At 71.9% G+C, this 13,399-nt stretch carries 9 protein-coding genes, 1 tRNA gene and 1 pseudogene; 3 read left to right on the forward strand and 8 right to left on the reverse strand.

Features of this window, described 5'->3' with window-relative positions:
- The 5 genes from O7625_RS28265 to O7625_RS28285 all read right to left on the reverse strand — a co-directional run bounded on the left by O7625_RS28265 (position 1) and on the right by O7625_RS28285 (position 5,492).
- A complete protein-coding gene (locus O7625_RS28265; RefSeq protein WP_067303999.1) occupies positions 1–1,155 on the reverse strand; it encodes a branched-chain amino acid ABC transporter permease in 1,155 nt (384 codons plus the stop codon).
- Positions 1,152–2,102 (reverse strand): branched-chain amino acid ABC transporter permease, encoded by a 951-nt coding sequence (locus tag O7625_RS28270; RefSeq protein WP_282342865.1) that lies wholly within the window; start codon positions 2,100–2,102, stop codon positions 1,152–1,154. The genes O7625_RS28265 and O7625_RS28270 overlap by 4 nt, the downstream gene beginning before the upstream one ends.
- A gap of 91 nt (positions 2,103–2,193) precedes the next feature.
- Positions 2,194–3,363, reverse strand: a complete 1,170-nt coding sequence (locus O7625_RS28275; RefSeq protein ID WP_067303997.1) for a branched-chain amino acid ABC transporter substrate-binding protein — start codon at positions 3,361–3,363, stop codon at positions 2,194–2,196.
- Between the two features lie 262 nt (positions 3,364–3,625).
- Entirely contained in the window at positions 3,626–4,807 is a 1,182-nt protein-coding gene (locus tag O7625_RS28280; RefSeq protein WP_282342866.1) for a hypothetical protein, read from the reverse strand.
- A gap of 61 nt (positions 4,808–4,868) precedes the next feature.
- Entirely contained in the window at positions 4,869–5,492 is a 624-nt protein-coding gene (locus O7625_RS28285; protein ID WP_067303992.1) for a response regulator, read from the reverse strand.
- Positions 5,493–5,587: 95 nt separating this feature from the next.
- On the opposite strand from O7625_RS28285, the gene O7625_RS28290 reads away from it, so the two are divergent.
- Positions 5,588–5,670, forward strand: a tRNA-Leu gene (locus tag O7625_RS28290).
- A gap of 237 nt (positions 5,671–5,907) precedes the next feature.
- Here the strand turns inward: O7625_RS28290 and O7625_RS28295 are convergent.
- Positions 5,908–6,369 (reverse strand): hypothetical protein, encoded by a 462-nt coding sequence (locus tag O7625_RS28295; RefSeq protein ID WP_282342867.1) that lies wholly within the window; start codon positions 6,367–6,369, stop codon positions 5,908–5,910.
- A gap of 389 nt (positions 6,370–6,758) precedes the next feature.
- Here O7625_RS28295 and O7625_RS28300 point away from each other — a divergent pair, with 389 nt between their 5' ends.
- Positions 6,759–7,769, forward strand: coding sequence for an LLM class flavin-dependent oxidoreductase (locus O7625_RS28300; protein WP_282342868.1), 1,011 nt, complete (start codon positions 6,759–6,761; stop codon positions 7,767–7,769).
- 239 nt (positions 7,770–8,008) lie between these two features.
- Here the strand turns inward: O7625_RS28300 and O7625_RS28305 are convergent, their stop codons facing one another.
- Positions 8,009–10,309: a cellulose binding domain-containing protein gene (locus O7625_RS28305; RefSeq protein ID WP_282342869.1), complete on the reverse strand. Its 2,301-nt coding sequence runs from the start codon at positions 10,307–10,309 to the stop codon at positions 8,009–8,011.
- A gap of 212 nt (positions 10,310–10,521) precedes the next feature.
- Here O7625_RS28305 and O7625_RS28310 point away from each other — a divergent pair, with 212 nt between their 5' ends.
- Positions 10,522–11,958, forward strand: coding sequence for a pyridoxal-dependent decarboxylase (locus tag O7625_RS28310; RefSeq protein WP_282342870.1), 1,437 nt, complete (start codon positions 10,522–10,524; stop codon positions 11,956–11,958).
- Positions 11,959–12,321: 363 nt separating this feature from the next.
- Here O7625_RS28310 and O7625_RS28315 read toward each other — a convergent pair.
- Positions 12,322–13,200 (reverse strand): annotated as a pseudogene (locus O7625_RS28315) (sulfite exporter TauE/SafE family protein); the annotation flags it as partial.
- Between the last annotated feature and the right edge of the window lie 199 nt (positions 13,201–13,399).

The following is a 13,399-nucleotide window of genomic DNA, read 5'->3' on the forward strand; positions in this document are numbered from 1 at the left end:
TCACTCACTGGGCACCTTCTCCTGCGGAACCGCCTCCTGGCGCCGGTCGGCGAACTCCGCCGCCCGCCGCCGGTTGGGCACGATACCCTGCGGTCGGAAGATCATCATCACGATGATGACCAGGCCGAAGATCAGGATCCGGTACTCCGCCGCGTCGAACTCCACCCCGATCAGGTCGCCGACACCACGCAGCCACTCCGGCAGGTACCAGGTGATCGCGCCGCCGACGATGGCGCCCTTGATGTTGCCGGCACCGCCCAGGATGACCGCGGCGAGCACCAGGATGGAGCTCTCCAGCACGAACTGGTCAGAGTTGATGAACGTCTGCTTGCCGGCGAAGACCGCACCGGTCAGGCCGGCCACCGCCGCCCCGATCGCGAACGCCCACAGCTTGTACTTGAACGTCGGCACGCCCATCACCTCGGCCGCGTCCTCGTCCTCCCGGGTCGCCACCCAGGCCCGGCCGACCCGGCTGTTGGCCAGGTTCCGGACCAGCACGATGACCAGGAGGATCAGCGTCAGCAGCAGCCAGTAGTAGGGGCGGGAGTCCACCACGCCGAACAGCGGCTTGCCGTCCGAGCCGGTGCCCGGCGGGTGCGGGATCGCCGGGATGCCCCGCTGGCCCTGGAGCACACCCTCGTTGCGGGCCGCGTAGAGCCGGATCATCTCGGCGAAGCCGAGCGTCACGATGGCCAGGTAGTCGCCCCGCAGCCGCAGCGTCGGGCCGCCGAGGATGACACCGGAGACCATCGCGACCATCACCGCGATCGGCACCGCCGCCAGCCACGGCCAGTTCGTCCCCAGCCGGCTCTCCGGCGAGGTCAACAACGCCACCGTGTACGCGCCGAGCGCGTAGAAGCCGAAGTAGCCGAGGTCGAGCAGACCGGCGAAGCCGACCACCACGTTCAGGCCCACGGCCAGCAGCACGAAGACCGCGGTGTCGAACAGCACGCCCGCGAAGTCCGAGCGGGTGGTGTAGAGGGCGAAGTACTCGCTGCCGATGGGGAAGCCGAGGTACTCGTAGAACCACTTGTTGGGCAGGATGTAGAGCAGGACGACCAGGGCCGCGATCCCGGCCCAGCGGATCTGCTTCGGCATGGCCGCCCAGCGCCCCTTGGCGCCGGAGAGCCGACCCTTGTTCACGGTGGCGGTCATGCGCGCGCCCTCCCGAGAGATTCGCCGAGCAGGCCGGTGGGCCGGAACATCAGCAGCACGATGAGCAGCACGAAACCGGTGAAGTCCTTCCAGTCTCCGCCGAACAGGCCCGCGGCGTAGTTCTCCGCCACCCCGAGCAGCAGGCCGCCGAGCAGCGCGCCGCGGAGGTTGCCGATGCCGCCGAGCACCGCCGCGGCGAACGCCTTGAGCCCGATCAGGAAGCCCACGTTGAACTTCGTGTAGCCGTAACGGACGTTCCACAGCAGGGCCGCGACGCCGGCCATCAGGCCACCGAGCACGAACACCAGCAGGATCACCCGGTTCTTGTTGACGCCCATCAGGGCGGCGGTGTCCGCGTCCTGGGCCACCGCCCGGATGCCGCGGCCGAGCCGGCTGCGGTTCACGAACTGGTCCAGGCCGATCATCATCACCAGCGTCACCCCGAGGATGAGCAGCTGGATGTTGGTCACGTTGGCACCGAAGACGGTGAACACCGTCTCGGAGGGCAGCAGCGTCGGCATGCCGAACGGGGCCCGGCGGGTGCCGATGCCGAACGACTCGGCGAGCACGAACGACGCGCCGATCGCGGTGATGAGGAAGGCCAGCGGGGGCGCGTTGCGCCGCCGCAGCGGCCGGTAGGCGACCAGCTCCACGGTCACGGCGGTCGCCGCGGAGGCGACCCCCGCCACGATCAGTCCGGCGACCAGCGCGAGCACCAGTGGCCCGATGGCCGGCGAGGGGGAGTTCTGGTCGTAGCCGAGGGCCTCCCAGGTCCACAGGGCGGTGAAGGTGCCGACCATGAAGACCTCGGAGTGGGCGAAGTTGATCAGGCGCAGAACGCCATAGACCAGGGTGTATCCGAGGGCCACCAGGGCGTAGATCGCGCCCTGTTCCAGCCCGGTGATGGTCAGAGCCGGGAAGTTCCCGAGCAACTCATCGAAGTTCAAGTAGGGCTCCAACTGTGCGGCCAAACGAGGCGGCCGGGAGGGTCACTCCCGGCCGCGTCGTCTGGTATCCCTGGCGGGACCGGCGAACCGGTCAGGCCTTCGGGATCTCGATGTCCGGAACGACCTGGCCCGCGTTGACCTTGAACGCCCAGACCAGCACCTGGGCAGGGTCCAGCTCACCGGTGGGCTCGAACTTGTAGGTGACACCGGTGGCGCCACCGGCCTTGTTGTAGGACTTCACGAAGGCCAGCAGGTCGGCGCGGGACGCCTTGCCGCTCTTGATGCCCTCAAGGAAGATCTTCGTGATGTCGTACGACACGTCGGCGTAGGTGCCCGGCTCGGCGTTCTCGAAGGCCGCCTTGTAGTCGGTCACGAAGGTGCCCTTGGCCGCGGTGGCCGGGGCGCAGGGGCAGGTCAGGACGGTGCCCTCGGCGACCTGCTGACCGGCGACCTTGACGAAGTTGGCGTCGTTGACGCCGTCACCGGCCACCATGGTGCCCTTCCAGCCGGCACCCTTGAGCTGCTTGAGCAGCAGGCCCGCCTCGGTGTAGTAGCCACCGAAGAACAGGACGTTCGCGCCGCTGCCGACGATCTTGGTGACGACCGCGGAGAAGTTGGTCTGCTTGACCTGGACCTTGTCCTCGCCCGCCACGGTGCCGAGGACCTTCTTGACCTCGTCCACCAGGCCCGCGCCGTACGCCGACTGGTCGTCGACGACGTAGACCTTGTCCGACTTCAGCACGTTCTTGATGTACCGGCCGGCGGCCGGACCCTGCGAGGTGTCGTTGCCGACGCCCCGGTGGAAGATCTTCCAGCCCTTGGTGCTCAGGCTCGGACGGGTCGCCGACGGGGTGATGATCGGCAGGCCGGCCTCTTCGAAGATCGGGTCGGCCACCTCGGACTCGCCCGAGAACGCCGGGCCGATCATGCCGACGACCTTGGTGTCGCCCACCGCCTGCTGCGCCAGGGCCGGGGCCTTGGCCGGGTCACCCTGCGAGTCGTACTCGGACAGGTTGACCTTGCAGTCCGCGTTGTCCTTGTTGTACTGGTCGATCGCCAGCTTGGTGCCGTTGCGCATGTGAATACCGAGACCCGCGGCGTCGCCGGTCAACGGGCCGAAGAAGCCGATCTTGAGGTCGCAGGCCGCCGAGTTCCCGCTGCTACCTTCGCTGCCACTGTCGGCCTTACACGCGGCCGTGCCACTGATAACGAGCGCGCCGATGGCAACGCCACCGAGCACCCGTGCGAGCTTCTGCCTCACGGCTCGTACCCTCCTCAGTCCCAAAGCCCGAACGCCCGCCGCGAATTGGAAATTGGCCCTTGCGGGGGTGCTCGAACTGACCGCGTACCCGGTCTGGGGCGGGACGTTATCCCACCAGCGGGGCACGCCGTAAGACCTACGAAGCCGGGTTGACCTAACCGTTACGTTGAGTGGCCGATTTCACCGGAGTGCTGTAACAGAACGCCCGGGACGAGGGTGAAACCGGGCATTCGGCACCCGTCGGAGACAGCTGACGGACCGCTCACCCGGGCCGGCCCGGGGCCTGCGCCGTCCACAGGGAGCCGCCCTCCGCGTCGTCCGCCGCCAGGACCAGGCGGTCCGCCGAGCCGGCCAGGGCGACCGACCGGTCCGCCCCGCCCGGCAACGGGCGCGGCACCTCGACGGCCGACCACCCACCTGCGTCCCGGGAGAACCACCCGGTGACGCCGGAGGGTGTCGACACCACCGCCGCCACCCCGCCGCCGGTCGACGCCAGCGCCGCGACCTGCGCCGTCGGGCCACCTGCCGCCGCCGGCAGCGATCCGCCGGGGCGCCACTGCGCCCCCTCGGGGCCGGCGGTCCAGGCCGCCAACGAGTCACCGCGCCGGCCCAGCCCGACCAGCCGGTCCCTCACCGCGACCACCCGCTGCAGATCGCCCGGCGGGGCCGCGTCCGGCAGGACCCGCCGCTGCCAGGCCCGCCCGTCCGGTGACGTCCACGCCGCCGGTTCCCCGCCCGGCCGCCCCGGCGACCGCCGCGAGCCGACCAGCACCCATCCCGAGCCGGTGGCCGCCGCGTCCGCCGCCCAGGTGCGCCCCGCCGGGTCCGACGCCAGCGGGGCGACGCCGCTGACCAACTGGAACTCCGTCGCGTCGGCGGACGACCAGACGGCCGCGCCGGTGCCCCGGTTGCCGGCGATCAGCCAACCCGCCGGACCGCCCGCGATCCGCCCCACGTTCACCGCGTCCGGGCCGCCGAACACCTCGAACTCCGCGGGCACCTCCACCGCCGTGCCGTCGGCGAGCTGTCGCCAGGTGCTGATCCGGGGGTTGCCGTGCACGCCGCCGCTCTTCGCGCCCACCGCCGCCAACAGCCCGTTGCGGCAGGCCGCCGCCGTCAGCACGTTCTCGGCGCCGTACGCGCTGCGCGCCGTCAGCCGCAGCGGCGTCCACGTCGCCGTGTCCGGGCTGGACCACGCCGCCGGCCGGGTCGCGCCCGCCGCGTCGGCGACCGCGCCCACCGCGAACCAGCGCCCGCCGCACTGCGCCACGTCCCGCAGCAGCAGCCGGCCGGGGGTGCCCGGCGGGACGGGCAGGGTCACCGCCTGCCAGCCGGGGCGCAGCGGCGCCGCGGGCGCGGCCTGCGGAGCCGACCAGCACCCGGCCAGGAGCACCACGGTCGCGGCGGCCACCGCGGACCCGACCCGTACGCGCTGAGCAGACATGCCCCAGAGCGTATCGATCGGCACGACTGACGGTCACCCGTGCACGCCCCCGACGGGCGGATCAGGAGGCGGGCTGCTCCGCGACGTCACCACCGGCGGTCTCGGCGAGAATCCGCTCGGCGACCTCCTTCATGGTCATCCGGTGGTCCATCGCGGTGCGCTGGATCCACTTGAACGCCTGCGGCTCGGTCATCCCGTACGTCGTCATCAGCGCGCCCTTGGCGCGCTCGACCGTCTTGCGGATCTCCAGCCGGTCGGTGAGCCCGGCCACCTCCGCCTCCAGGGCGGCCAGCTCGGAGTAGCGGGACAGGGCGATCTCGACCGCCGGCACCAGGTCGCTCTTCTGGAACGGCTTGACCAGGTAGGCCATCGCCCCGGCGGCCCGCGCCCGCTCCACCAGATCACGCTGGCTGAACGCGGTCAGGATGATCACCGGGGCGATCCGGGCGCCGGCGATCCGCTCGGCGGCGGCCAACCCGTCCATGATCGGCATCTTGATGTCGAGGATGACCAGATCGGGCTTGAGCTCCTCGGCCAGCCGGACGGCGGTCTCGCCGTCCCCGGCCTCGCCGACGACCTCGTAACCCTCCTCGACCAGCATCTCGGCCAGGTCCAGTCGGATGAGCGCCTCGTCCTCGGCGATCAACACCCGCCTGCGCTCGGCATCCGTCTGCGTCTCGGCCACCAGCCCTACCCCCACCATAGATCCCACACGGCTACCACCCATGCTCCCGCATGAGCCTAGTCGGGTACAGTGAGCCACGCGCCCCTCGGGGTGACGCCGGGATGGTGGAACGGCATACACGGAAGTCTCAAACACTTCTGCCCGAAAGGGCTTGCGGGTTCGAATCCCGCTCCCGGCACCCTTTTCATACGTACGTCCAGCGTACGCGTGCCTGCACCCAGCGTCGGTCGGTTCGCTGCGCCGCGTCACCGCCGCACCGGCCGGCGAGCTCCCCGGTGGCCGGCTCCTCCCGCTCGAAGGACCCCGCACCGCAGACCCCGCCGGCCGTGGCGGACCAGACGCCGAACCGGACCCGGCCGTCAACCGGCCCCGCCGCCGGGGGTGACCCGGAGGTGGCGTGGCCCGCCCGGTCGCGTCAGCAGCTCAGGCGCGTCACGCTCACCCGTGCCCCGTCGGCGATGCGGAACCACTTCCGCACACTGCCGGCCCGGTCGGTTTGCAGATCCTGGCTGTTGTCCCCGAAATACCACCACATCTGGCATCCGGCGGGGATCGCGAAGGCGTCCACATCGTAGTAGTAGGTGGTCCGGCTGGCCGTGCTCTGACCCGAACTCAGGCTGGCGTCGGCATTCCAGGCATACCAGTTGTCCGGCTTACTCACACAGGACAGCTTGTTGCCGACATAGTACGCCCCGAGCGACGAACACCAGGTGTTCGTCACCTTGAAGGAACCGCCCGCTCCCCGGTTGACCACGACTCCACCGCAGTACGGTGTGCCGCAGGTGCCCGCCTGGGCCGGAGCCGACGTGACCACCATCGTGCCGGCGACCGCCGAGAAGGCGATCGCCAGGGTGGCTAACAGTTTCCGGACTCGCATTTTCTTCCCCCGCTTCTGGATCTCCAGGATCCTATTTCTGACATCGCCTCCCCCGGGCCGACCGCCCGGTGGGATATCGGATGACGCAGGTAGATGCTGGCAGCCGGGGCCGGAGGGCGTCAACCCTGCGACAGAAGAAATGCGCCGGGATTGTGCTGTCAGCCCTCCGCGCATTCACGCCACTTACCATGTCACCGTTATCGAGAGATCCCCGTATCGCATAAGTATTGATTGGGGCAAAAAACGCAGAGGCGGTGGCTGCGCGACGCGCACCAGCCCGCCGACGCGCACGCCGGACCCGCCCGCGCCGAGCCCCGACGGGCACGCCGACGCTCCGGGCCGCCACCGGCCCGGGGAACACATCCGGTCCGGGACGGGTTGGGAAAGGCGTGATCGACGTACCGTTGTCTGTCCTTGACCTTGCTCCCGTCGCCGCCGGAGCCACCGCCGCAGAGGCGCTCGGGCACACCACCGAGCTGGCCCGCCGCACCGAGGAGCTGGGCTACCGCCGGTTCTGGGTGGCCGAGCACCACAACATGCCGGCGATCGCCAGCTCCGCGCCGGCGGTGCTGCTCGCCCACCTGGCGGCGCACACCACCACGATCCGGCTGGGCTCGGGCGGGGTGATGCTGCCCAACCACGCGCCGCTGGTCGTCGCCGAGCAGTTCGGCACCCTGGAGGCGCTGCACCCCGGCCGGATCGACCTGGGCATCGGCCGCGCGCCGGGCACCGACCAGCGGACCGCGCTGGCCCTGCGCCGCACCATGGAGGGGTTGTCGGCGGAGGGCTTCCCCCGGGAGCTGGCCGACCTGATGAACTACTTCAGCGGCGACGACCCGGGCGCGATCACCGCCACCCCGGGGCTGGGCCAGTCCCCGGCGGTCTGGCTGCTCGGCTCCAGCGGGTTCAGCGCACAGCTCGCCGGCCTGCTCGGCCTGCCGTTCTCCTTCGCGCACCACTTCAGCGCGCAGCACACCCTGCCCGCGCTCCAGCTCTACCGGCAGCACTTCCGGCCCTCCCGCTGGCTGGCCGAGCCGTACGCGATGGTGGCGGTGAACGTGGTCTGCGCCGACACCGACGAGCGGGCCGAGTGGCTGACCGGGCCGAGCGCGCTGTCGTTCCTCAAGCTGCGCAGCGGACGGCCCGAGCCGCTGGCCAGCCCGGAGGAGGCCGCCCGGTACCCGTACACCGAGATCGAGCGGGAGTTCGTCCGGCAGCGCCGCGACGGTCAGGCGATGGGCTCGCCCGAGACGGTCCGCCGGCAGCTGTCCGAGCTGCTGGCCCGCACCGGCGCGAACGAGCTGATGCTCACCACGATGGTGTACGACGTGGCCGACCGGGTGCGCTCCTTCGAGCTGGTGGCCGAGAAGGTGGCCGACGGGCTCACCCGGAGCGCCTGAAACACGCTCTTCATAGCGACGTCACCCTACCGTCGCGCAGGACCTCTAACTTTATGACCGGTGGTGGTACGGCACTCCCGGTCGGGACGGGTCGGGGGTGCTGCGGTGTGGTGCACCGGGTCGCCAGCTGAGCGGATTCCGCGGCTGGCGACCCGGTGCCTGCTTTTCCGGCCCCGAACGGCAGCCGGCCTGGTCCGGGCCGGTGCGGTCCGGGCCCGGTCAGCGCCGGACCGGAGCGGTCAGCGCAGGTAGATGTTGGGCGTGGGCGGGGTGGACATGCCGTCACCGATGAAGAAACCCGGGTGCGGCGGCTGGTTGTAGGCGGTGTTCTGCCAGGCGATCGCCGCCCGGTACTGCGGGTCGTGCATCAGCGTGTAGATCCGGGTGCCGGTCTGGGTGGGCGTGCTGTAGATCCGCAGCGCCCGACTGTCGCTGGTCCGCCAGATCACCTCCTCGCGCCAGTCGCCGAGGATGTCGCCGGAGAGCGCCGGGGTCGACTTGGTGCCGTTGTTGGAGGCCACGTCGCTGCCGGTGAGCAGCCGGGTCTCGCCGCCGGTGCCGTACTTGTCGATCTTGGTGGCGTCGAGGAGTTCCCGCACCGGGTCACCGTCCCACCAGGCGAGGAAGTTCGTCGACGACGGCTTGCGGCCGACGTTCTGGCCCCGGGTGTTGGCCAGCCCGTCGACCGCCGCCGACCACGACTCGGCGCCGGGGCTGCCGGCCCAGATGTCGGCCGAGACGCCCCGGCCGTTGTCGCCGTTGGCCGGGCTCTTCCAGATGATCTGGCCGGTCCGCGCGTCGGCGAAGTACGAGCTGGGCTTGCTGGCGTCCTCGTCGACCTTGAAGACCTCCAGCCCGGACCGGCTCGGGTCCAGGTCCCCGACGTGCAGGGCGTCGCCGTGACCGTTGCCGGTCGAGTAGAGCAGCCGGCCGTTGTCGTCGATGGTGGCCGCGCCGTAGACGATCTCCTGACGGCCGTCGGCGTCCACGTCGGCGACGGAGAGCTGGTGGTTGCCCTGACCGGCCGCGGCCGAGTTGCCGGAGGCGTTCGAGTCGAACGTCCACCGCTTGGTCAGCGCGCCGTTGCGGAAGTCCCAGGCGGCGACCACCGCCCGGGTGTAGTAGCCGCGCGCCATGATCAGCGACGGCCGCTGCCCGTCCAGGTAGGCGGTGCCGGCGAGGAACCGGTCGACCCGGTTGCCGTACGAGTCGCCCCAGGAGGAGACGGTGCCGCGCGGCGGGTCGTAGTTGACGGTGGAGGCGATGGCACCGGTCTGCCCGTTGAACATGGTCAGGTACTCCGGGCCGGAGAGCACGTAGCCGCTGGAGTTGCGGTAGTCCGCCGACGATGAGCCGATCAGCTGACCGGTGCCGGAGCGGGTGCCGTCGGCGGTCTTCATCGCCACCTCGGCCCGGCCGTCGCCGTCGTAGTCGTACACCTGGAACTGGGTGTAGTGGGCGCCCGCCCGGATGTTGCGGCCCAGGTCGATGCGCCACAGCCGGCTGCCGCTCAGGGTGTACGCGTCGACGTAGACGTTGCCGGTGTAGCCGGACTGGCTGTTGTCCTTGGCGTTGGACGGATCCCACTTGAGCACGATCTCGTAGTCGCCGTCGCCGTCGAGGTCACCGACGCTCGCGTCGTTGGCCGAGTAGCTGTACGCCTCCCCGCTCGGGGTGGTGCCCCCGGCCGGCGGCTGGATCGGCACGTCGAGGTAGCCGTTGGTGAACTGGAGCGCGGGCGCGGAAGCCGCCTGCTCGGCACCGTTCACCACGGCCCGCACGGTGTACGCCGAGCCGGCCGCCGCCCCGCTGTCGAGGTAGTTGGTGGCGCCGGTGAGCGGCGAGGCGTTGACCTTGGTGGAGCCCCGGTAGAGGTTGAACGACACCCCGGAGGTCTCGGTGCCGAGCAGCCGCCAGGAGACCAGGTTGCCGTTGCCGGAACGGACGCTGACCAGCCCGCGGTCGAGATCCTCCAGCTGCTTCGCCCCGGCCGGCGGGTCGGTCGGCGGCGGGGTCGTCGGGGGCAGCGTGGTCGGGGGTGGCGTGGTCGGGGGCGGGGTCGTCGGCGGCGGGGTGGTGGGCGGCGCGGTCGTCGGGGGCGCGGTGGTCGGGGCGGTACCGCCGGTGCAGGTCGTGCCGTTGAGGGCGAAGCTCGCCGGCACCGGGTTGCTGGCGTCGTTCCACGAGGCGTTGAAGCCGAAGTTCGCCGCGCCGTTGGTGCCGAGGGCCGCGTTGTAGCCGGCGTCCCTGGCGCTGACCTGCGCGCCGGACTGGGTGACCGTGGCGTTCCACGCCTGGGTGACCTGCTGACCGGCGGTGTAGGACCAGGTCAGCGTCCACCCGTTGAGCGGGTCGCCGAGATTGGTGACGGTGACGTCGGCGCCGAAGCCGCCGCCCCACTGACTGCTGATCTTGTAGTCGACCCGGCAGCCGGCGGCGGCGGCCGAGGCCGTCACGGCGGTGAGGGTGCCGGCGGTGAGGGTGGTGGCCGCGGCGGCGGCGAGCAGCGCGGCTCGCCGACGGGTGGGACTCAGGTGCACGGGAACGCCTTTCACAGAGTTCAGCGCAGGGCGGTGACGCCGGCCTGCCCGAGCCGGCGGAGGACTGCGCCCGCACTGACGGTGGTGACGGGACACCTTACATCGACGTCCATAGCTTGACTCCGCGCAGCTGGATCGTAGGACAACGCTTTCCGACAGCACAAGGCGGAGCCGCTCTTGCCCGGCGGCGGCCCACCTGATCGACTCGGCCCATGGCAGAGCACATGGACCCCGAGGAGTTCCGCCGCGCCGGTCACGCCGTGGTCGACTGGATCGCCGACTACTGGCGGACGCTGGACCAGCGCCCGGTGACCACCCAGGACCCGCCCGGCACGGTCACCGCCGCCCTGCCGACCACCCCACCCACGCACGGCGAGCCGATCGCGGCGATGCTGGCCGACCTGGACGGGATCGTCGTACCCCGACTCACCCACTGGCAGCACCCCGGCTTCTTCGGCTACTTCCCGGCCAACACCAGCGGCCCCAGCGTGCTGGCCGACCTGGTCAGCTCGGGCCTCGGCACCCAGGGCATGCTCTGGGCCACCAGCCCCGCCGCCACCGAACTCGAGACGGTGGTGCTGGACTGGCTGGCCGACCTGATGGACCTGCCGGCGACGTTCCGCTCCACCGGCCCCGGCGGCGGGGTCATCCAGGACTCGGCCTCCTCGGCGACCCTGGTCGCCACCCTGGCCGCCCTGCACCGGGCCAGCGGGGGCCGCTGGCGGGAGGTGGGCGTCGACCGCCGGTACCGGGCGTACACCTCGGCGCACGGGCACTCCTCGATCGAGAAGGCGGCCCGCATCGCCGGCCTCGGCGGGCAGGGCGTCCGGACGGTCGAGGTGGATCCGCAGAGCCAGGCGATGCGGCCGGCGGCGCTGCGCGCGGCGATCGTCGCGGACCTGGCCGCCGGCGAGGTGCCGGCGATCGTGGTGGCGACGATCGGCACCACCTCCACCACCGCCGTCGACCCGCTGCCGGAGATCGGCGCGATCTGCGCCGAGTACGGCGTCTGGCTGCACGTCGACGCCGCGTACGCCGGGGCGGCGGCGATCTGCCCCGAGCTGCGCTGGTCGCACGCCGGCGTCGAGCACGCCGACTCTTACTGCTTCGACCCGCACAAGTGGCTGCTCACCGGCTTCGACTGCGACGCCTTCTGGGTGGCCGACCGGGGCGAGCTGATCGAGGCGCTGACCGTCATGCCGGAGTTCCTGCGCAACGCCGCCAGCGAATCGGGTGCGGTGATCGACTACCGGGACTGGCAGGTCCCGCTGGGCCGTCGGTTCCGGGCGCTCAAGCTCTGGTTCGTCCTGCGCTGGTACGGCGTCGAGGGGCTGCGGGCTCACCTGCGTTCCGGGATCGCCCTGGCCGACGGGTTCGCCACCCGGGTACGCGCCGACGACCGGTTCGCGCTGGCCGCCCCGCACCCGTTCTCGCTGGTCACGTTCCGGTTGCGGGCCGGCGACGAGGCGAGCGCGGCGCTGCTGGCCCGGGTCAACGACAGCGGGCAGGTGCACCTGACCCACACCAGGGTCAACGGCCGGTACACCCTGCGGCTGGCCGTCGGTTCACCGTTGACCCGGCCGGAGCACGTGGACCGGGCCTGGGACCTGCTGTCGGCCGCCGCCACCGACATCCTGGCCGGAGACTGAGCCAGCGGCGGAGCCGGGGGCCGAGCTGCGGCGGAGCCGGGGCCGAGCTGCGGTAGAGCCGGGGGGCCGAGCTGCGGGCGTACCCGGTCGGCATCAGCGCTCGACCCCGGCCAGCAGGTCGGGGGGCGTGCCCGGCGCGGACCCGACCGGAACCGGTGCCGTCTCGGCGGCACGGCCGTCGACCCCGACGGGGCCGTCGACCCCGGCACGACCGTCGACCTCGACGCGACCGTCGACCCCGGCAGGGTTGTCGACCCCGGCACGGTCGTCGGCGGCACCGTGGGGGTCCTGGCCACCGCGCCCACCGGCATCGGCGGTGGCCGGCGCGTCCGCGGCGGCCCCCACCTCGGCACCGGCGGCGTGGGCGTCGACGATGGCGCGGGCGTGGCGGGTCCGGCGCAGCGCGCGGACGGCCAGCACCAGGGCGACCAGCCAGCCCGCGGCGAGCAGCAGGTAGACCACCGGGCGGGTGGTCGACCCGGCGTCACCGGCGTTGAGCAGGATCCGGGCGTTGGTCAGCACGATCACCCCGCCGATGGTGGCGCCGAGCAGCTGGGCGGGGACGATCCGGACCAGCCAGGCGGCCACCGGCGCGGCGATCAGGCCGCCGATCAGCAGCGCCGCGACGGTGGGCAGCAGGAAGCCCTCGCTGCCCAGGCCGATCAGGAAACCGATGCTGGCCGCCCCGGCGACCACGAACTCGGCGGTGTCCACCGACCCGATCACCTTGCGCGGCTCCATCCGGCCGGAGACCAGCAGCGCGGGGGTGGCCACCGGACCCCATCCGCCGCCACCGGTGGCGTCGACGAAACCGGCGACCAGCCCGAGCGGGCCGAGGAACCGGCCGCGCAGCCGCCCGGCACCGGGACGCTGGCGCAGCGGCCGGGAGAAGCGCACCAGCAGGTACGCCCCGAGGGTGAACAGGATGCCGGCCATCCACGGGGCGGCGTTCTCGGTGGAGATGGAGCTGAGGAAGGTGGCCCCGACGAACGCACCGACCGCGCCGGGCAGGGCGATCCGGGTGACCACCCGCCAGTCGACGTTGCCGAACCGCCAGTGCGCGACACCGGCGGCGAGGGTGGTGCCGATCTCGGCGAGGTGCACCGACGCCGAGGCGGCGGCCGGGGCGACGCCGACGAAGAGCAGCAGGGTCGACGAGGTCAGCCCGTACGCCATGCCCAGGGCACCATCGACGAGTTGCGCGGCCAGGCCCACCAGGGCGAGCACCAGAAGCTTGCGCACGTACCCCTCCGAACTTCTCGGCATCTCCTATCAACTTGGTCGACAATGCGGCATGACGGCCCGTGGGTCAACCCCCTGATCGGTGGGTGGGACGCGCCGACGGCCGCGCCGGCCCGGCCGGCCGGTCACCCCGCCGGACGGGCGGCCCGACACCTGCGACGACTACCGCCGGACCGCTCCACCCTCCTCCCGGCGCGCG

Source organism: Micromonospora sp. WMMD714, from assembly GCF_029581315.1.
GTDB classification, from domain to species: Bacteria; Actinomycetota; Actinomycetes; order Mycobacteriales; family Micromonosporaceae; genus Micromonospora; species Micromonospora rifamycinica.

Bases quoted from the DNA above. Each gene is read 5' to 3' on its own strand.
- O7625_RS28265 (WP_067303999.1), bottom strand. From the start codon at position 1,155: ATGACCGCCACCGTGAACAAGGGTCGGCTCTCCGGCGCCAAGGGGCGC.
- O7625_RS28280 (WP_282342866.1), bottom strand. From the start codon at position 4,807: ATGTCTGCTCAGCGCGTACGGGTCGGGTCCGCGGTGGCCGCCGCGACC.
- O7625_RS28295 (WP_282342867.1), bottom strand. From the start codon at position 6,369: ATGCGAGTCCGGAAACTGTTAGCCACCCTGGCGATCGCCTTCTCGGCG.
- O7625_RS28310 (WP_282342870.1), top strand. From the start codon at position 10,522: ATGGCAGAGCACATGGACCCCGAGGAGTTCCGCCGCGCCGGTCACGCC.